This is a genomic window from Streptomyces sp. NPDC015532, assembly GCF_043078065.1.
GTDB lineage: Bacteria > Actinomycetota > Actinomycetes > Streptomycetales > Streptomycetaceae > Streptomyces.
The window spans coordinates 1319795-1337433 of sequence record NZ_JBIBSY010000001.1 but is presented as its reverse complement, the minus strand read 5'-3'; the positions used below and the strand labels follow the sequence as shown (position 1 = coordinate 1337433).

Annotated in this window: 20 protein-coding genes; 6 read left to right on the top strand and 14 right to left on the bottom strand. The window is 70.5% G+C overall.

Annotated elements, in window-relative coordinates; genetic code table 11:
- Window positions 1-98 precede the first annotated feature (98 nt).
- From dapD to ACF07B_RS05680, 3 genes are all read right to left on the bottom strand, one after another.
- A complete protein-coding gene (dapD, locus tag ACF07B_RS05690) occupies window positions 99-1088 on the bottom strand; it encodes a 2,3,4,5-tetrahydropyridine-2,6-dicarboxylate N-succinyltransferase (protein WP_362407207.1) in 990 nt (329 codons plus the stop codon).
- Window positions 1089-1161: 73 nt separating this feature from the next.
- A complete protein-coding gene (locus tag ACF07B_RS05685; RefSeq protein WP_369481396.1) occupies window positions 1162-1731 on the bottom strand; it encodes a TetR/AcrR family transcriptional regulator in 570 nt (189 codons plus the stop codon).
- 34 nt (window positions 1732-1765) lie between these two features.
- Complete coding sequence (locus ACF07B_RS05680; protein ID WP_362407213.1) at window positions 1766-2086, bottom strand: multidrug efflux SMR transporter; 321 nt, start codon at window positions 2084-2086, stop codon at window positions 1766-1768.
- 288 nt (window positions 2087-2374) lie between these two features.
- Between ACF07B_RS05680 and ACF07B_RS05675 the strand changes: the two genes are divergently transcribed.
- Window positions 2375-3454 (top strand): hypothetical protein, encoded by a 1080-nt coding sequence (locus tag ACF07B_RS05675; RefSeq protein WP_392177827.1) that lies wholly within the window; start codon window positions 2375-2377, stop codon window positions 3452-3454.
- Here ACF07B_RS05675 and ACF07B_RS05670 read toward each other — a convergent pair.
- Entirely contained in the window at window positions 3443-3808 is a 366-nt protein-coding gene (locus ACF07B_RS05670; RefSeq protein WP_392177826.1) for a VOC family protein, read from the bottom strand. The two genes, ACF07B_RS05675 and ACF07B_RS05670, sit on opposite strands and share 12 nt — an antisense overlap.
- A 339-nt stretch (window positions 3809-4147) precedes the next feature.
- Between ACF07B_RS05670 and ACF07B_RS05665 the strand changes: the two genes are divergently transcribed.
- A complete protein-coding gene (locus ACF07B_RS05665; protein WP_392177825.1) occupies window positions 4148-5101 on the top strand; it encodes an AbfB domain-containing protein in 954 nt (317 codons plus the stop codon).
- A 91-nt stretch (window positions 5102-5192) separates the two neighbouring features.
- On the opposite strand, the gene ACF07B_RS05660 is transcribed toward ACF07B_RS05665, so the two are convergent.
- From ACF07B_RS05660 to ACF07B_RS05625, 8 genes are read right to left on the bottom strand one after another with little or no spacing between them, the layout of a single operon-like run.
- Window positions 5193-5555, bottom strand: coding sequence for a metal-sulfur cluster assembly factor (locus ACF07B_RS05660; RefSeq protein ID WP_362407267.1), 363 nt, complete (start codon window positions 5553-5555; stop codon window positions 5193-5195).
- Between the two features lie 50 nt (window positions 5556-5605).
- Complete coding sequence (gene sufU, locus ACF07B_RS05655) at window positions 5606-6070, bottom strand: Fe-S cluster assembly sulfur transfer protein SufU (RefSeq protein WP_392177824.1); 465 nt, start codon at window positions 6068-6070, stop codon at window positions 5606-5608.
- A 16-nt stretch (window positions 6071-6086) separates the two neighbouring features.
- The gene (locus ACF07B_RS05650; protein WP_369481401.1) at window positions 6087-7343 is read right to left on the bottom strand and encodes a cysteine desulfurase; all 1257 of its coding nucleotides are present in this window, start codon (window positions 7341-7343) and stop codon (window positions 6087-6089) included.
- A complete protein-coding gene (sufC, locus tag ACF07B_RS05645; RefSeq protein ID WP_328668439.1) occupies window positions 7340-8113 on the bottom strand; it encodes a Fe-S cluster assembly ATPase SufC in 774 nt (257 codons plus the stop codon). The genes ACF07B_RS05650 and sufC overlap by 4 nt, the downstream gene beginning before the upstream one ends.
- A gap of 7 nt (window positions 8114-8120) precedes the next feature.
- Window positions 8121-8444, bottom strand: coding sequence for a bifunctional 3-phenylpropionate/cinnamic acid dioxygenase ferredoxin subunit (locus tag ACF07B_RS05640; protein WP_328556194.1), 324 nt, complete (start codon window positions 8442-8444; stop codon window positions 8121-8123).
- Entirely contained in the window at window positions 8444-9664 is a 1221-nt protein-coding gene (gene sufD / locus ACF07B_RS05635) for a Fe-S cluster assembly protein SufD (RefSeq protein ID WP_392177823.1), read from the bottom strand. Before sufD ends, ACF07B_RS05640 begins: the two co-directional genes overlap by 1 nt.
- A 58-nt stretch (window positions 9665-9722) precedes the next feature.
- A complete protein-coding gene (gene sufB, locus ACF07B_RS05630) occupies window positions 9723-11147 on the bottom strand; it encodes a Fe-S cluster assembly protein SufB (protein WP_328668441.1) in 1425 nt (474 codons plus the stop codon).
- Window positions 11144-11887, bottom strand: a complete 744-nt coding sequence (locus ACF07B_RS05625) for a helix-turn-helix transcriptional regulator (protein ID WP_369481403.1) — start codon at window positions 11885-11887, stop codon at window positions 11144-11146. The genes sufB and ACF07B_RS05625 overlap by 4 nt, the downstream gene beginning before the upstream one ends.
- A gap of 161 nt (window positions 11888-12048) precedes the next feature.
- Between ACF07B_RS05625 and ACF07B_RS05620 the strand changes: the two genes are divergently transcribed.
- The 4 genes from ACF07B_RS05620 to ACF07B_RS05605 all read left to right on the top strand — a co-directional run bounded on the left by ACF07B_RS05620 (window position 12049) and on the right by ACF07B_RS05605 (window position 15769).
- Window positions 12049-12891, top strand: a complete 843-nt coding sequence (locus tag ACF07B_RS05620; protein ID WP_369481404.1) for an aminoglycoside N(3)-acetyltransferase — start codon at window positions 12049-12051, stop codon at window positions 12889-12891.
- Window positions 12892-12902: 11 nt separating this feature from the next.
- Entirely contained in the window at window positions 12903-13826 is a 924-nt protein-coding gene (locus ACF07B_RS05615) for an ABC transporter ATP-binding protein (protein WP_392177822.1), read from the top strand.
- Window positions 13823-14635, top strand: a complete 813-nt coding sequence (locus ACF07B_RS05610) for an ABC transporter permease (RefSeq protein WP_392177821.1) — start codon at window positions 13823-13825, stop codon at window positions 14633-14635. Before ACF07B_RS05615 ends, ACF07B_RS05610 begins: the two co-directional genes overlap by 4 nt.
- A gap of 126 nt (window positions 14636-14761) precedes the next feature.
- A complete protein-coding gene (locus ACF07B_RS05605; protein WP_392177820.1) occupies window positions 14762-15769 on the top strand; it encodes a heme A synthase in 1008 nt (335 codons plus the stop codon).
- Window positions 15770-15881: 112 nt separating this feature from the next.
- Here the strand turns inward: ACF07B_RS05605 and ACF07B_RS05600 are convergent, their stop codons facing one another.
- Together ACF07B_RS05600 and ACF07B_RS05595 are read right to left on the bottom strand one after the other, a co-directional pair.
- On the bottom strand, window positions 15882-16988 hold the full coding sequence (locus tag ACF07B_RS05600) for an amidohydrolase family protein (RefSeq protein ID WP_392177819.1): 1107 nt from the start codon (window positions 16986-16988) through the stop codon (window positions 15882-15884).
- A 126-nt stretch (window positions 16989-17114) separates the two neighbouring features.
- Window positions 17115-17471 (bottom strand): hypothetical protein, encoded by a 357-nt coding sequence (locus ACF07B_RS05595; RefSeq protein WP_369481409.1) that lies wholly within the window; start codon window positions 17469-17471, stop codon window positions 17115-17117.
- Between the last annotated feature and the right edge of the window lie 168 nt (window positions 17472-17639).

Genomic DNA, 17639 nt, shown 5'->3' with positions numbered 1-17639 from the left:
GGGCGCTCGATGGTGACCAACGCCGACAACTGCCGACAGCTAAGCAGCAGTTCAGAGCGGTGATCGAGTGGACGGCTGCGGGTCGCGGCCGTCGATGGTCAGTTGTGGCTGTGCAGGACCTCGTTCAGGCCGCCCCAGACCGCGTTGTTCGGGCGGGCCTCGACGGTTCCGGTGACCGAGTTGCGGCGGAAGAGGATGTTCGAAGCCCCGGACAGCTCGCGGGCCTTGACGATGTCGCCGTCGGGCATCGTCACGCGCGTACCGGCGGTGACGTACAGCCCGGCCTCGACCACGCACTCGTCGCCGAGAGCGATGCCGACGCCCGCCTCCGCGCCGACGAGGCAGCGCTCGCCGATGGTGATGCGGACGTTGCCGCCGCCCGAGAGGGTGCCCATGGTGGACGCGCCGCCGCCGATGTCCGAACCGTCGCCGACGACGACACCGGCCGAGATGCGGCCCTCGACCATGGAGGTGCCGAGCGTGCCCGCGTTGAAGTTCACGAAGCCCTCGTGCATGACGGTCGTGCCCGCGGCGAGGTGCGCGCCGAGGCGGACCCGGTCGGCGTCGGCGACGCGGACGCCCTTGGGCGCGACGTAGTCCGTCATGCGCGGGAACTTGTCGATGGAGGTCACCTGGAGGTGCAGGCCCGCGGCGCGCGCGTTCAGCCGGACCTTCTCGACGTCGTCGACGGCGACCGGACCGAGCGAGGTCCAGGCGACGTTGGCGAGCAGCCCGAACAAGCCGTCCAGGTTCTGGCCGTGCGGCTTGACCAGGCGGTGCGAGAGGAGGTGCAGACGCAGGTACGCGTCGTGCGCGTCGAGCGGCTTGTCGTCCAGCGAGGCGATGACCGTACGGACCGCGACCACCTCGACGCCCCGCCGGGCGTCCGGGCCGATGGCCTGCGCGGCTCCCTCGCCCAGCAGTTCCACGGCGCGCTCGGCGGACAGCCGCTCGGTGCCGGACGGGCCGGGGCCCTCGGAGAGTTCGGGTGCGGGGAACCAGGTGTCGAGAACGGTGCCGTCGGCGGTGAGGGTGGCGAGCCCGGCGGCGACGGCGCCGGTGGTACGAGAAGCAGTCGTGTCGGTCATGAGTGCAACCTAACTTGGCGGGGGCCGCGCGGGCGAACCGGTACGCGGGGCGTCTCGGTGAGCGGGCGTCCGGTCACCGGCCCGGACCGTCAGCGGCCCCCTCGTGGCTCCGCAGGATCCGCGCGAGTGCCTCCCGGGCGTACTCCTCGTCGTACGGCGTCCCCGTCAGCAGTACCTGGAGGCAGATCCCGTCCAGCAGGGCGACGAGCGCCCGTGCGGTGACCGGATCGGTGCGGTGGGTCAGCGGTCCGACGAGGCTGTCGATCCATTCGGCGGCCACCGGGCGCAGCGCGGGCCGGCGGAGGGCGGCGAGGTAGAGCTCGTACTCCAGCTCCACGCCCGTGCGGTCGCCGGCCAGCCATTCGCCGGTCAGTCCGGCGAGTTCGGCGGCCAGGTCCGCGCGGGTGTCCTCCAGGGTGCCGCGGGCGGCGAGCACCTTGGCGAAGCCCTCGTTCGCCTGGCGCAGGGCGGCGACCATGAGTTCGTCGAGGGTCCTGAAGTGGTAGGTGGTGGAGCCGAGCGGCACATCGGCCTCGGCCGCGACGGAGCGGTGGCTGAGCCCCGCGATGCCCTGGGCGCCGACGACACGGATCGCCGCGTCGATGATCCGCTGCCGCCGCTCGGGGTCGTGGCGCCGCGCCATCACGGTGCGCCGTCCGCCGTGCCGGGCCCGGCCATCAGTGCGCCCCGCCCAGGTTCAGCAGGACGACCCCGCCGATGATCAGTACGATCCCGGCGGTCTTCGCGGCGGTGAGCCCCTCGCCGAGGAACAGCGTGCCGATCACGGCGATGGCGGCGGTACCGACGCCGGCCCAGATCGCGTACGCCGTGCCGACCGACACGGTCTTCAGGGTCTGCGCCAGCAGCGCGAAGGCGACGACGTATCCGAGGACGGTCAGCAAGGACGGCCACAGCCTGCTGAAGCCCTCCGTGTACTTCATCGCGGTGGTCGCGCCGACCTCCGCCGCGATGGCACCGGCGAGCAGGACGTATCCCATGCGTACGACTGTACACATGGAACTCAGGGATGTGTACGGACGTACGCATCCGGCGTCCGCGGTCGCCCGCGTATGGATCCCGTATATGCCATGGGCACCATGTGTCCCAGCGGATATCCTTCGCGATCACAAGGGGGCCGCAGTCGAACAGACTCCCGACAACGTATGGAGCGCGAGGGCATGTCGGACAGTTCGGGGTGGGGACCGTCGGGGCCGTCGGGACCTTACTGGGGGGCTCCGGGCGGCTGGGGCTGGATGCCACCGCCGCCGCCACCGCCCAAGCCGGGTGTGATCCCCCTGGCTCCGCTCGGCGTGGACCACATCCTCGGTGGCGCCTTCGCCACGATGCGCCGCTACGCGAAGCCGCTGTTCGGGCTCGCCCTCGCGGGCGTGGTGGTCCTGGCGGCCCTGACGGTGGGCATGGAGGTCCTCGCCTACCAGTCGACGAAGGACCAGTTGCACCGCATGTCCGCGGCGCCCCGGTCCATCGACCCCGCCGATCTGCGCGCCGTCCTGATCGCGTTCGGCGGTGTGTGGGCCGTGGGCATGCTGGTCTCGCTGGTGGCGAGCTCCTTCATCCAGGCCTCGTCCGCGGCCACCCTGCACGACGCGGTCCTCGGGCGCCGGGTCCCCCTCGGCGCCGTAGGGAAGCGCGCCTGGTCGCGTACCCCGTCCGTTCTCGGGGTGACCCTGCTGATGGGCGCGTTCATAGCGATTCCGATGGCGATGTTCGCCTTGATGTTCTTCGGAATGATGATGGCCGCGACCTCGGACGGCGAGCCGTTCGTCCCGGCCGGTCTCGCCTTCCTGCTCCTGCTGCTCTCGTTCCCCCTGGCGCTCTGGCTGCTCGTCCGGTTCAGCTTCGCCCCGGCCGTCGCCGTGCTGGAGGGGGCGTCCCCCCTGACCGCGCTGCGTCGATCGGCGCGGCTGGTACGCGGTGTGTGGTGGCGCACGTTCGGCATCACCCTGCTGGCCGGCTTGATCGCGTGCATCGTCTCCATCGTGGTCAATGTGCCGTTCAGGTTCGCCATGCCGACCCCGCAGCCGTACACCTCCTCGGCGCGGACACCCGTGAGCGTGAGCGAGATCTACGTCCAGATGCTGCCCGACCTGGGACCGGCCCTGGTGCTCTCGGCGATCGCGGGCGTCCTCGTCCAGGTGTTCTTCATGGTGTTCATGCCGTTGGTGAGCAGCCTGCTGTACATCGACCAGCGCATCCGCAGGGAGGGGCTGGCGGACGTGCTGGTGCGCGCGGCCGCCATGGGGACACCCGGTGGACCCGGCGGGCCGCAGGCGCCCGGTGGACCTGCCGCTTCCGGCGGGCCGCAGGCCCCCGGTGGACCGCAGGCGCCCGGGTCAGTCGAGTAGCGACTTCTTCGGGCGCAGTACGCAGAACTCGTTGCCCTCGGGATCGGTGAGGACGGTCCATGTCACGTCCTCGCCCTGCCCCACGTCGGCCCGGCCGGCCCCGAGGGCGAGGATCCGCTCGACCTCGGCGGCCCGGTCGTCCGGCGCGAGATCGATGTGGAGCCGGTTCTTGACGGTCTTGCGCTCGCCGACGGGGACGAAGCAGATTCCGGGGAGCGCGGTCGCGTCGGCGCCGATGACGATCTCGTCCTCGTCCTCGAACAGCACCTGCCAGTCGAGGACCTGGCACCAGAAGCGGGCGAGCGCCGGCAGGTCGTGGGCGTCGATGACCAGTTGGTAGAAAGAGACAGCCATGAACGGCAGTCTCCCCCGGTGACCCACGCTCCGCCACCGCCACCGGGACACCCCCGCGGGGCGCGCACCGGCGGACGCCGACGCGCGGCCACCGGCGGCCCCTCACCCGGAAGGGCCCTCTCCCCCGCCCAACTCCCATGACTCTGTGGGCGATTGCCCGAAAAGATCGCTGGCACTTCTCGGCATCGGCGCGCGAAACGACTGCTCAGTAGCCACCGGTTCCACTACTGTTTCACCAGCCGCACACCGGGTCTCCATGACCGCCCGCTCCGTGTGCCGCGTCCTCCGCCCTTTCGCTTCGCCCCTCACGCGCTCGCCCTCCCCCGCTTAGGAACGCGCATGCCAGAAGTGACGCCCGGATCCGGTCCCGACGGGTCCACCCCCTCCAGGGAGATCACGCCCTGGTATCCCACCCCGCGCGGCGCGCCCTACCCGGTGTCGACCGACCTCGTACCCGTGTCCCCGACGCCCTGGGAGGCTGTCGGGGCGGACGACGAGGGCAGGCTGCCGGGAACCCGCCGGCTCTGGCTGGCCTGCGGACTCGCGGCGGCCGTCACCATCACCGTCATAGCCGTGATCTCCGTACAGGCGAACACTCCTGACGTCTCGTCACGTCACGCGGGCAACAGGACCCTGGCCGACACGGCGAACCCCTTCCTCCTCGGCGCGCCTGCGGGAGCGAGCACCGCGCCGGCGGGCAAGAACGCACTGTCCTCGCCGGGCACCTCACGCTCGGCCTCACCGGCTTCCGCGTCGCGGGACTCGGTGTCGCCAAGTCCGTCGGACCAGGGCGCCGGGAGCGGGGCCGCCCCCGGGACATCGGCACCCGCCGCCTCCGGCAGCGCTTCCGCGCCCCGGCATTCCTCGCGGTCGAAGTCCGTCCAGGCGGTCAACTACCCCGACCGGTACTGGCATCTGAGCGATGGTCAGGTCCGTCTCGACCCGGTCGGCTCCGGCAGTCCGGCCGCGACCCGGCGGGCCGCCAGCTTCACGGTGGTTCCCGGACTGGCGAAGTCCTCCTGCTACTCGTTCGTCACCACCGACGGCTCCTACCTGCGCCACCGCGACTTCCTGCTGCGGGCCGACCGCGACAACGGCTCCGCGCTCTTCCGGGAGGACGCCACCTTCTGCCCCCGGGCGTCCTCCCGCTCGGACGCCGTCATGCTGGAGGCGGTCAACTACCCGGGCCGGTTCCTGCGCCACCGCAACTTCCAGCTCCGCCTGGAGCGTTACGAGCGCGACCGGCTCTACCGGGCGGACTCGGCGTTCCGCCTGGTGCGGGGCTGGGCCTGAGCCCGCGCACCCCGGGAAACGCGAAGGGGCGGCACCCGAAGGTGCCGCCCCGTGCGGGGTGCTCAAGGGCCGAAGCCCAGGACCCGAGGACTCAGACGTTGAACCCGAGCGCGCGCAGCTGCTCGCGGCCGTCGTCCGTGATCTTGTCCGGGCCCCACGGCGGCATCCAGACCCAGTTGATGCGCAGCTCGTTGACGAGGCCGTCCGTGGCGGACTTGGCCTGGTCCTCGATGACGTCGGTGAGCGGGCAGGCCGCGGACGTCAGCGTCATGTCGATCGTCGCGATGTTCGCGTCGTCGATGTGAATGCCGTAGATGAGGCCGAGGTTGACGACGTCGATACCCAGCTCGGGGTCGACGACGTCGTAGAGCGCCTCGCGGACCTCTTCCTCCGAGGCGGGCTTCGCCGTCAGGCTCCCGGCCGGCGCCGCGGCGGTCTCGCCCGACGCGACCACGGACTCGTCCGCCGTCACGGCGGTCTCGTCCGATGTCACAGTGTTCTCGCTCATGCCGTCTCCCTCTCGGCGCTCTCGCCCAGAACCTGGGCCGTCGCGTCCTTCCACGCCATCCAGCTGAGGAGGGCGCACTTGACCCGGGCCGGGTACTTGGAGACACCGGCGAACGCGACCGCGTCCTCCAGCACCTCCTCCATCGCGTCGTCGGGCTCGATCCGGCCCTTGGACTGCATCAGCTCCAGGAAGGTCTCCTGGATCTTCTGCGCGTCGGACACGTCCTTGCCGACCAGGAGGTCGTTCAGAACGGAGGCCGAGGCCTGGCTGATCGAGCAGCCCTGACCCTCGTACGAGATGTCCTCGATCCGCTCGCCGTCGTACTTCACCCGCAGGGTGATCTCGTCACCGCACGTGGGGTTGACGTGGTGCACCTCGGCGTCGCCGTCCCTCAGACCGCGCCCGTGCGGGTGCTTGTAGTGGTCCAGGATGACTTCCTGGTACATCGAATCCAGCTTCACGTTCCCAGCCAGCCCCTCAGCCGAAGAAGTTCCGTACGTGCTCCAGGCCGTCGACCAGAGCGTCGATCTCGGACGGCGTGGAGTACAGATAGAACGACGCCCGCGTGGTCGCAGGAATTCCGTACCGCAGGCAGACCGGACGGGCGCAGTGGTGACCGACCCGGACCGCGATGCCCTGCTCGTCGAGAACCTGGCCCACGTCGTGCGGGTGGATGTCGCCCAGCGTGAACGAGATCGCCGCGCCGCGGTCCTCGGCCGTGGTGGGGCCGATGATCCGAAGGTCGGGGACCTCCGCGAGCCGCTTCACCGCGTACTCGGTGAGCGCGTGCTCGTGGGCGAGGATCTTGTCCATGCCGATCGCCGAGAGATAGTCGATCGCCGCGCCCAGACCGACCGCCTGCGCGATCGGCGGGGTGCCCGCCTCGAACTTGTGCGGCGCCGGCGCGTACGTCGACGAGTGCATCGACACGGTCTCGATCATCTCGCCGCCGCCGAGGAACGGCGGAAGGTCCTCCAGGAGTTCCTGACGGCCCCACAGGATGCCGATGCCCGTCGGACCGCACATCTTGTGACCGGTGAAGGCCACGAAGTCGGCCTGGAGGGCCTGGACGTCGAGCGGCATGTGCGGCGCGGCCTGCGACGCGTCGATCAGCACCAGGGCGCCGACCTCCTGGGCGCGGCGCACTATCGCCTCGACCGGGTTCACGGTGCCCAGGATGTTCGACACCAGCACGAAGGAGACGATCTTCGTCTTCTCCGTGATGATCTCGTCGATGTTCGACAGGTCGAGACGGCCGTCGTCGGTGAGGCCGAACCACTTCAGCTTCGCGCCGGTGCGCTGCGAGAGCAGCTGCCACGGAACGATGTTGGAGTGGTGCTCCATCTCGGTGATGACGATCTCGGTCTCGTGGTCCACGCGGTAGGGCTCGTCGGCCCAGCCCAGCATGTTGGCCACGAGGTTGAGCGACTCGGAGGCGTTCTTGGTGAAGATCACCTCGTCGCGGCTCGGCGCGTTGATGAACGCGGCGACCTTGTCGCGCGCGCCCTCGTACAGCGCCGTGGCCTCCTCGGCGAGCACATGCACACCGCGGTGGACGTTGGCGTTGTAGCGCTCGTAGTAGCCACTGAGGGCGTCCAGTACCTGGCGCGGCTTCTGCGAGGTCGCCGCGTTGTCCAGGTACACCAGCTTCTTACCGTCGTGGACCTGACGGTCCAGGATGGGGAAGTCCTTGCGGATCGCCTCGGTGTCGAGGAGGCCCGGCAGCTGTGTCACGCTGATACTCCACCCTTCGCGTCGAGTGCGTACGACTCGTAGCCCTCGTTCTCCAGCTTGTCCGCGAGCTCGGCACCGCCGGACTCGACGATGCGGCCGCCGGAGAAGACGTGCACGAAGTCGGGCTTGATGTAGCGCAGGATGCGCGTGTAGTGGGTGATGAGCAGGGTGCCCACCTCACCGGTCTCGCGGACCCGGTTCACGCCCTCGGAGACGACGCGCAGGGCGTCGACGTCCAGGCCGGAGTCGGTCTCGTCGAGGATCGCGATCTTCGGCTTGAGCAGCTCCAGCTGAAGGATCTCGTGGCGCTTCTTCTCACCGCCGGAGAAGCCCTCGTTGACGTTGCGCTCGGCGAAGGCCGGGTCCATGGACAGACGCTCCATGGTCTCCCTGACCTCCTTCACCCACGTACGCAGCTTGGGGGCCTCGCCGCGGACGGCGGTGGCGGAGGTGCGCAGGAAGTTGGAGACCGAGACACCGGGGATCTCGACCGGGTACTGCATCGCGAGGAACAGGCCCGCGCGGGCACGCTCGTCGACGGACATCTCCAGGACGTCCTCACCGTCGAGGGTGACGGTGCCGCCGGTGATCGTGTACTTGGGGTGGCCCGCGAGCGAGTAGGCGAGGGTCGACTTGCCGGAGCCGTTGGGGCCCATGATGGCGTGCGTCTCGCCCTGCTTCACGGTCAGGTCGACGCCCTTGAGGATCTCCTTCGTGGCGTTGTCGGCCTCGACGGTGACGTGCAGGTCGTGGATTTCAAGCGTTGCCATGGGTGCCTCAGGACTCCTGGTTGAGGGAGACGAGCACGTCGTCCCCTTCGATCTGAACGGGGTAAACGGGGACGGGGCGCGTCGCGGGAAGACCGGACGGCTTGCCGGTGCGGAGGTCGAACGCGGAGCCGTGCAGCCAGCACTCGATCTGGCAGTCCTCCACCTCGCCCTCGGAGAGCGAGACGTTCGCGTGCGAGCAGATGTCGTTGATCGCGAACACCTCCCCCTCGGTCTTCACGACCGAGACCGGCGTGCCGTCGAGTTCCACCCGCTTCGGGGTGTCCTCCTCCAGCTCGCTCAGCCCACAGACGCGCACGAAGGTGCCGGGCATCAGAGCGACGCCTCCAGCTCCTCGTCGATCTTCACGAGAAGGCGCTCTTCGATGTCGTCGACACCGATCTGCTGGACCAGTTCGACGAAGAAGCCGCGGACCACCAGACGGCGGGCCTCGTCGGCGGGGATGCCGCGGGCCATCAGGTAGAAGAGCTGCTCGTCGTCGAAGCGGCCGGTCGCGGAGGCGTGGCCGGCGCCGACGATCTCACCGGTCTCGATCTCCAGGTTCGGCACGGAGTCGACGCGGGCACCGTCGGTCAGAACCAGGTTGCGGTTCATCTCGTAGGTGTCCGTGCCCTCGGCCTTGGCCTCGATGAGAACGTCGCCGATCCAGACGGCGTGCGCTCCCTCGCCCTGCAGCGCGCCCTTGTACATGACGTTGGACTTGCAGTGCGGGGTGTTGTGGTCGACCAGGAGACGGTGCTCCTGGTGCTGACCGGCGTCCGTGAAGTACAGGCCGAACAGCTCGGCCTCGCCGCCGGTGCCCGCGTAGGTGATACGCGGGTGGAGGCGTACGAGGTCGCCGCCGAAGGTGACCACGAACGACTTGAAGGTGGCGTCGCGGCCGATCAGCGCGTTGTGCTGGCCGACGTGCACGGCCGCGTCGTCCCAGTCCTGGACGGAGACGACGGTCAGCTTGGCGCCGTCGCCGAGGACGTAGTCGACGTTGGCGGCGAGCACCGCGTCACCGGTGTGGTCGATGACGACGACGGCCTCGGCGAAGGCTCCCAGCTCGATGACCTGGTGGCCGTAGGCGACGCCGCCCTCGCCGTGCACGGCGATCCGGATGGGCTCGGTCAGCACCGTCTCCTTGGGGACGGTGACGACGCCGGCCTTCTCGAAGGCCGAGAAGGCCTGGGCGGCGACACGGTCCACCGGGGTGCCGGCCTTGCCGATCCGGGCGTCGTCGCGGGCGACCGTCTCGACGGTGACGCCCTCGGGGGCCTCCACGTCGATCCGTACGCCTTCGCCGGTCGCGACGGCGGTGCCGTCGTGCAGCCCGCGCAGGCGCTCCAGCGGGGTGAACCGCCACTCCTCCTCGCGGCCGTGGGGGACCGGGAAGTCCGCCACGTCGAAGGAGGGGGGCGCGCTCATGCGCGTGGCGACGGTCGACTCGGCGGCCACCGCGATCTGGCCGGCGGTCGTGCTGCCCAGCGGTGGGGGCGCCCCCTGTCCGAGCGCAGTCGAGGACTTGGGGGAGTTCTGAGCCTCAGCCATGGCTGTCGGTCTGCTCGCTTTCTTACGTGAGTGGCTTGATGGATACGGCGGCCGGCACTTAGCCGACCGAGCCTTCCATCTGGAGCTCGATCAGCCGGTTGAGCTCGAGGGCGTACTCCATGGGCAGTTCCTTGGCGATGGGCTCGACGAAGCCGCGCACGATCATGGCCATCGCCTCGAACTCGGTCAGACCGCGGCTCATCAGGTAGAAGAGCTGGTCGTCCGAGACCTTGGAGACGGTGGCCTCGTGGCCCATGGACACGTCGTCCTCGCGGACGTCCACGTACGGGTACGTGTCCGAGCGGGAGATGGTGTCGACGAGCAGCGCGTCGCACAGGACGTTCGACTTCGAGCCGTGGGCGCCCTCGCCGATCTCGACGAGACCGCGGTAGGACGTACGGCCACCACCGCGCGCCACCGACTTCGACACGATGTTCGAGGAGGTGTTCGGCGCCATGTGGACCATCTTGGAGCCGGCGTCCTGGTGCTGGCCCTCGCCCGCGAAGGCGATGGACAGGGTCTCGCCCTTGGCGTGCTCGCCCATCAGGTAGACGGCCGGGTACTTCATGGTGACCTTGGAGCCGATGTTGCCGTCGATCCACTCCATGGTCGCGCCCTCGTACGCCACGGCGCGCTTGGTGACCAGGTTGTAGACGTTGTTCGACCAGTTCTGGATCGTCGTGTAGCGGCAGCGGCCGCCCTTCTTCACGATGATCTCGACCACGGCGGAGTGCAGCGAGTCCGAGGAGTAGATCGGCGCCGTGCAACCCTCGACGTAGTGGACGTAGGCGTCCTCGTCGACGATGATCAGCGTCCGCTCGAACTGGCCCATGTTCTCCGTGTTGATACGGAAGTAGGCCTGGAGCGGAATCTCGACGTGCACGCCCTTCGGCACGTAGATGAACGAGCCGCCGGACCACACCGCGGTGTTCAGCGACGCGAACTTGTTGTCACCGACCGGGATGACGGTGCCGAAGTACTCCTTGAAGAGCTCCGGGTGCTCCTTGAGCGCCGTGTCGGTGTCCATGAAGATGACACCCTGCGCCTCAAGCTCTTCGTTGATCTGGTGGTAGACGACCTCGGACTCGTACTGGGCCGCGACACCGGCGACGAGGCGCTGCTTCTCCGCCTCGGGGATGCCGAGCTTGTCGTACGTGTTCTTGATGTCCTCGGGCAGGTCCTCCCAGGACTCCGCCTGCTTCTCCGTGGAGCGCACGAAGTACTTGATGTTGTCGAAGTCGATGCCCGACAGGTCGGAACCCCAGTTGGGCATGGGCTTCTTGCCGAAGAGGCGCAGACCCTTGAGACGGAGCTTGGTCATCCACTCCGGCTCGTTCTTCTTCGCGGAGATGTCGCGGACGACGTCCTCGTTGATACCTCGCTTGGCGGAGGCACCGGCCACGTCGGAGTCGGCCCAGCCGTATTCGTACGTGCCCAGACCCTCGAGCTCGGGGTGGGCAGTCTCCTCGATGGGGAGCGTCATGCGGGGTTCCTCCCGGCGGTGCTTGCAGATGCGTTGTGAGTGTCGTGCGAAATCTTGGGGATGAACGTCGTGCACACCCCGTCGCCGTGGGCGATGGTGGCCAGCCGCTGGACGTGCGTGCCGAGCAGCTGGGAGAAGAACTCCGTCTCCGCCTCGCACAGCTGCGGGAACCGCTCGGCGACGTGCGCCACCGGGCAGTGGTGCTGGCAGAGCTGCTCGCCGACCGGTGCGCTGCGCGCCGTGGCAGCGTACCCGTCCGCGCTGAGGGCCTTCGCCAGGGCTTCGGTGCGTTCCTCGGGGGTCGCGGCCTCGATGGCCCGGCGGTACGCCCCGGCCTGCGCGGCGATCCTGGCGCGGGCGAAGGAGAGGATCGCCTCGTCCCCGCCCTCGCGCTCGGCGATCCAGCGCAGGGCGTCCTCGGCGAGCTTGTCGTAGGACTGGTCGAAGGCGTCCCGGCCGCAGTCGGTCAGGGCGAACACCTTGGCGGGACGGCCGCGTGTCCGCGCTCCGTAGACCCGCTGTTCACGTGCTTCCACGACGTCGTCGGCGACCAGCGCGTCCAGATGACGGCGCACGGCGGCATGGGTCAGGCCCAGTCGGCCCGCCAGGTCGGCGACGGTCGACGGGCCGTGGTCCAGGACGGACCGCACGACCCGGTTGCGCGTCGAGCGCTCACCGGTCGCGAGTTCCTCCTGCGGGGCCCCCGTGGGGGTCTCCCGAGCCTCGCCAACGTTTTTCACAACACCATTGTTGCGTAATTCCTCAGGCCCTGACAAGCCGCGCCCTCCAGGGCGGGCGGTGCGCTGCATCACTTAGGTATACCTAACGTGACCTGGGCAAACGATCTTTGATCGATCAATTCGGTGGCGTCCGGACGGTCTCTCGGGAAGACTCCGGGACCATGCCGACACCCCCTCCGACCGGCCCACTCGTCACCCGGGACACCCTCGCCGGGGACCTGCGCGCGCTGGGCGTACAGCCCGGAGAAACGCTTCTCGCGCACTCCTCGCTCAGTGCCCTCGGCTGGGTGAACGGCGGCCCCGTGGCCGTCGTCCAGGGACTGCTCGACGCACTCGGTCCGCACGGCACCCTGGTGGTGCCGACGCAGTCCGGCGACCTCTCCGATCCGGCGTTGTGGAGCCGCCCTCCGGTTCCCGAGGAGTGGTGGCCGACCATCCGGGCGACCATGCCCGTCTACGACCCGCGCGTGACGCCCTCCCGCGGGGTCGGCGTGATACCCGAGACCGTCCGCACCTGGCCCGGCGCCCTGCGCAGCGCGCACCCGGAGACCTCGTTCGCGGCGCTGGGCCCGGCCGCGGCCGCGATCGTCGGCGGACACGCGCCCGACTGCCGGCTCGGCGAGCGGAGCCCGCTGGCCCGGCTGGAGGCCTGTGGCGCCCGCGTCCTGCTGCTCGGCGCGGGCTACGACAGCTGCACCGGCTTCCACCTGGCCGAGTACCGCATCCCCTCGCCCGTCGTGGAGGTCGGACGGCCCTCCCCCACGGGCTGGCAGACGGTGCGGGAGGTGTCGATCACCTCCGAGCGGTTCGAGGAGCTCGGCTCCGACTTCGAGCGGGACCGTCCCGTCGTACGGGGGACGGTGGGCGCGGCCCGGGCACGGCTCTTCCCGGTGGCCGACGCCGTGGCGTACGCGGAGCGGTGGCTGTCGCTGCACCGGCCGCGGGAGCTGTACGCCGAGACCGCCCCTGCCCCCGGCGGTCCGGTGCCGCGCAGACGTCCCTAGACTTGCTCCTCATGCGAAGCGAGCCCGTGGTCCAGGTCCAGGCCCTGGTGAAGCGGTACGGAACGAAGACCGCGGTGGACGGCCTCGACCTGGTGGCCGCGGCGGGCGTCACCGCCGTACTCGGACCCAACGGAGCGGGCAAGACCACCACGGTCGAGACCTGCGAGGGATACCGCAGGCCGGACTCCGGCACGGTGCGCGTCCTGGGGCTCGACCCGGTGAGGCAGTCCGGCGAGCTGCACACCCGGATCGGCGTGATGCTCCAGTCCGGCGGCGTCTACTCGGGCGCCCGCGCGGACGAGATGCTCCGCCATGTGGCGAGACTGCACGCCCACCCGCTGGACGTGGACGCGCTCATCGAGCGGCTCGGCCTGGAGAGCTGCGGCCGCACGACGTACCGGCGGCTGTCGGGCGGCCAGCAGCAGCGCCTCGCGCTCGCCATGGCGGTCGTCGGCCGTCCCGAGCTGGTCTTCCTGGACGAGCCGACCGCGGGCCTCGACCCGCAGGCCCGCCGCGCGACCTGGGACCTGGTCCGCGACCTGCGTTCCGACGGTGTCTCGGTGATCCTCACCACGCACCACATGGACGAGGCCGAACAGCTCGCCGACGACGTCGCGATCATCGACGCCGGCCGGGTCGTCGCCCAGGGCTCCCCAGACGAGCTGTGCCGCGGCGGCGCCGAGAACACCCTGCGCTTCACCGGCCGCCCGGGGCTCGACGTGGGCTCCCTGCTGAAGGCCCTGCCCGCGGACTCCACCGCGGCCGAGCTGACACCGGGCTCCTACCGGGTCGGCGGCAAGGTCGATCCGCAGCTGCTGGCGACCGTGACGTCCTGGTGCGCCCAGCACGGGGTGATGCCGGAGAAGATCTCGGTCGAACGCCACACCCTGGAAGACGTCTTTTTGGAGCTGACCGGCAAGGAGCTGCGTTCATGAGCCAGGCACAGCTGGGAGCCGACCGGCAGGGAGCCGCCGTGACCACCGCCGGTACGTACACCCCGAGGCCGGGCGCGGCCCCGCTGCCCCGCATGATCGGCGCGCAGGCCGCGCTGGAGACGAAGATGCTGCTCCGCAACGGCGAGCAGCTTCTCCTGACGGTCGTCATCCCGACCCTGCTCCTGGTGCTGTTCAGCTCGGTCGACATCATCGACACCGGCGCGGGCGAGGCCGTCGACTTCCTGGCGCCGGGCATCCTGGCGCTGGCCGTGATGTCGACGGCGTTCACCGGCCAGGCCATCGCCACGGGCTTCGAGCGCCGGTACGGCGTCCTGAAGCGGCTGGCGGCCTCTCCGCTCCCCCGCTGGGGGCTGATGACCGCGAAGACGGTGTCGGTCCTCGTCACCGAGATCCTTCAGGTGATCCTGCTCACCGCGATCGCGTTCGCGCTGGGCTGGTCGCCGCACGGCAATCCGTTCGCCGTCCTGCTCCTGCTGGTCCTCGGCACGGCCGCCTTCTCCGGGCTCGGCCTGCTCATGGCTGGCACGCTCAGGGCCGAGGCGACACTGGCCGCGGCGAACCTCGTCTTCCTGCTCTTCCTGGTCGGCGGCGGGGTGATCGTGCCGCTGGACAAGTTCCCCGCGGGAGCCCAGGACGTGCTCGCTCTGCTGCCCGTCTCGGCGCTCTCGGACGGGCTGCGGGCGGTGCTCCAGCACGGCGCCCAGATGCCCTGGGGCGACCTGGGAATCCTGGCGGTCTGGGCGGTCGTGGGCCTCGGCGCGGCCGGCCGGTTCTTCCGCTGGGAGTGACCGGCCCGCCCCGCCGGGAGCGGGGTGATCCCGCCACCGGCTGTGAGCGCCCCCGCCCTGGGAGGCGGCCGGCCCGCCGCTCCCGGGACGGACCCTCGTGAAAGCGTGCACAAGCGGGCCCCTACGATGGTGCGCGTGCAGAACCTGACCCGAGCCGACGCCCTCAGCGCGGTGCGCAACCCGCTCGCCTTCATCGCCGAACGCTGGACCCCGGCCTCCCGGACGGTCCGGCGGGCGGCCCTCGCCGCGCTCGTCATGGCGGTCGTCATCGTCCTCACCGGCGGTGCCGTGCGGCTCACCGGCTCCGGCCTCGGCTGCCCGACCTGGCCCAAGTGCACCGACGACTCGCTCACGGCGACGAGCGCGATGGGCTTCCACGGCGCCATCGAGTTCGGCAACCGCATGCTGACGTACGTGCTGTGCGCGGCCGTCGGGTGGGCGATCATCGCGGCGCGGTCGCGGAAGCCGTGGCGACGCGACCTCACCCGGCTCGGCTGGGCCCAGTTCTGGATCGTCATGAGCAACGCGGTCCTCGGCGGGATCGTCGTCCTGGTCGGCCTCAACCCGTACACGGTCGCCGCCCACTTCCTGCTCTCCACCGCGCTCATCACCGTCGCCACGCTCCTGTGGCAGCGCACCCGCGAGGGTGACGCGGCGCCGCGTCCGCTGGTCGGCAAGTCCGTCCAGCAGCTCGTGTGGTTCCTGGTCGTCGCCTCGGCCCTGCTGATCGCGGTCGGCACGGTCGTCACCGGCGCCGGACCGCACGCGGGCGACTCCAGCGAGGTCGACCGCATCCCCGTCGGCTGGGAGAACGTCGCCAAGCTGCACGCCGTGCTGGCCTGGATCGTCGTCACACTGACGTTCGCCCTCTGGTTCGTCCTGAAGGCGGTGGACGCCCCCCAGGGTCCGCTGCGGCGCACCCGCGACCTGTTCCTGATCCTCATGGCCCAGGGTGTCATCGGCTACGTCCAGTACTTCACCGACCTGCCCGAGGCCCTGGTCGTCCTCCACATGGTCGGCTCCTGCCTCGTGTGGATCGGCGTACTGCGGGTGCTGCTGGCCCTGCGCGAGCGCCCGGAGACCGTGGCGGATCTGCCGGGTCCCACGACCACGTCGGCCCTGACCCGCGCGTAGCCCCTCGGCGGGCACCGGCGGGGGCCTGTGGGCTCCGGGGTGCGCCTGTGGGTCCGGGGGAGCGCTGTGAGTCCGGGGGTGCGCCTGTCGGCTCCGGGGTGCGCCCGTGGGTTCACCCCACCCCGTACACCCGCCGCGCGTTGCCCGCCGCGACCATCGTGGCCACGCGCTGGGCGTCCTCCAGGGACCACGCCCCTTCCGCGACCCAGCCGCCGAACACCCGGCCGAGCGCCTCCCGGAACAGACGGGCGCCCACCACGTGCAGCTCGGGCAGGCCGTGCGCCCCGCTGGAGAAGAGGATCTTGCCGAACGGCGCCAGCTCCAGGATCTCGGCGAGAACGGTCGCGGCCCGGGCTCCGGTGCGCACCAGGGCGGCGCCCGAGTCGGCGTAGACGTGCGCGAAGACACCGGCGAGGTGGGCGGCGTGCCGGTGGTGGGGATAGCCGTGCAGCAGGACCAGGTCCGTGCCGAGGCCCGCCGTGGCCCGGACGAAGTCCGTCAGCGGCGCCGGGTCGGTGCGGTCGACGCGCCGGCCGGGTTCGCCGAGGCCCGCGTGGAGCTGGAGCGGCAGACCCGAGGCGACGGCGATCCACAGCAGATGGCGGAGCAGGACGGGGTCGGTGAGCGTGCCGCCGACCCGGCGGCCCGCGAGCCAGCGGCCCGCCGCGCCCCGCACCTCCCCCGGTCCCGGCGGTTCCGGCGCGAGGGCCAGTCCGTGCCGCACGCCCGCGACGGAGGTGAAGGCCACGGCGTTCGCGGCGGCTCCGTGGACGGATTCGGCGAGATTGGCGAGAAAGGCCTCGACGGTTCCCGAGGTGTCGGCGACCTGTTCGGCGAGCAGTTCCAGTCGGACGATCTCGTGCGCCCGCGCGTCTCCCGCGGAGGCCATCTCGCCCGGCCCGGTCAGATCGCCGGGCAGACCGGTGTCGACGAGATACGTGGTGATGCCGCTGCCGCGCAGCAGTCGGCGGCCCGACTCCAGGACACCGAGTTCGCGGCGCCGGGCCAGATAGCGGGCGGGCGTGCAGTGCGGTTCGAGTCCGAGCAGGGGCGGGCACCAGCGTCGTACGGCGAAGCCGGTCTGGGTGTCGAAGAAGGTGGTGCCCGCGGCCGGCGGCCCCTCGGTCCTGGCGAGGTGGGCCTCGAACGTGCCGAGGCCCAGCTCCGTCCGCAGTACGCCGTGGCAGTACTGGTCCACCAGGGACGGCGTTTCGATCATCCGGACTCCCGCGCATGGACCGTTGCTTTTCAGGTCCTAACGGCTGAGCCGGGTGTCAGGTGTTGGTCGCACACACCCCGTGCGAACAGCCGACGATTGTCGGCCGTCCGTGCGAGGGGTGACGGGTCAGGCGTTGGAGGGACCGCCGAGCTGGATGCCGGCCATGCGCTTCCACTCGTACGGACCGGTCTTCACCTTGGCCGCGAACTCGCCGTCGAACGCCTCGTGGACGGTGATCCCGGCCTTCTTGACGGCGTTCTCGGCGATCTCGTAGCTCGTCGCCACGAGGTCGCCCCAGCCGCCGTCCTCACCGACGAGGACGATGCGGGCGCCGCGCTGTCCGATGTACGCGACCTGGGCCTCGGCGCCGCCGTGCGCCTTGGAGAAGGCGGTGATCCGCTGCGCGAGCTTGGCCGCGGCCCGTTCGGCCCTGGGGTCCTGGACGGTGCCGGGGGTCTCGTCGATCTGCTGGGTGTCTGCCATGGCCAGGATGCTACCGACGGGTAGATCGAACGGCGACGGGAGGGGTGGGGGGGCGGGGGCCCCCCCCCCCCCCCCCCCCGTTGGATTTGTTCGGGGACCCGGGTTTACGGAGGAAGGGTGAACACCCACGGCCACCCAAACGATTGCAACTGAGGTTTTAGGCAAAGG

Coding starts and splice junctions, on each gene's coding strand:
- dapD (WP_362407207.1), bottom strand. CDS start 1,088: ATGACCGACACGACTGCTTCTCGTACCACCGGCGCCGTCGCCGCCGGG.
- ACF07B_RS05685 (WP_369481396.1), bottom strand. CDS start 1,731: ATGGCGCGGCGCCACGACCCCGAGCGGCGGCAGCGGATCATCGACGCG.
- ACF07B_RS05680 (WP_362407213.1), bottom strand. CDS start 2,086: ATGGGATACGTCCTGCTCGCCGGTGCCATCGCGGCGGAGGTCGGCGCG.
- ACF07B_RS05670 (WP_392177826.1), bottom strand. CDS start 3,808: ATGGCTGTCTCTTTCTACCAACTGGTCATCGACGCCCACGACCTGCCG.
- ACF07B_RS05665 (WP_392177825.1), top strand. CDS start 4,148: ATGCCAGAAGTGACGCCCGGATCCGGTCCCGACGGGTCCACCCCCTCC.
- sufC (WP_328668439.1), bottom strand. CDS start 8,113: ATGGCAACGCTTGAAATCCACGACCTGCACGTCACCGTCGAGGCCGAC.
- ACF07B_RS05640 (WP_328556194.1), bottom strand. CDS start 8,444: ATGCCCGGCACCTTCGTGCGCGTCTGTGGGCTGAGCGAGCTGGAGGAG.
- sufD (WP_392177823.1), bottom strand. CDS start 9,664: ATGGCTGAGGCTCAGAACTCCCCCAAGTCCTCGACTGCGCTCGGACAG.
- sufB (WP_328668441.1), bottom strand. CDS start 11,147: ATGACGCTCCCCATCGAGGAGACTGCCCACCCCGAGCTCGAGGGTCTG.
- ACF07B_RS05620 (WP_369481404.1), top strand. CDS start 12,049: ATGCCGACACCCCCTCCGACCGGCCCACTCGTCACCCGGGACACCCTC.
- ACF07B_RS05615 (WP_392177822.1), top strand. CDS start 12,903: ATGCGAAGCGAGCCCGTGGTCCAGGTCCAGGCCCTGGTGAAGCGGTAC.
- ACF07B_RS05610 (WP_392177821.1), top strand. CDS start 13,823: ATGAGCCAGGCACAGCTGGGAGCCGACCGGCAGGGAGCCGCCGTGACC.
- ACF07B_RS05605 (WP_392177820.1), top strand. CDS start 14,762: ATGGTGCGCGTGCAGAACCTGACCCGAGCCGACGCCCTCAGCGCGGTG.
- ACF07B_RS05600 (WP_392177819.1), bottom strand. CDS start 16,988: ATGATCGAAACGCCGTCCCTGGTGGACCAGTACTGCCACGGCGTACTG.
- ACF07B_RS05595 (WP_369481409.1), bottom strand. CDS start 17,471: ATGGCAGACACCCAGCAGATCGACGAGACCCCCGGCACCGTCCAGGAC.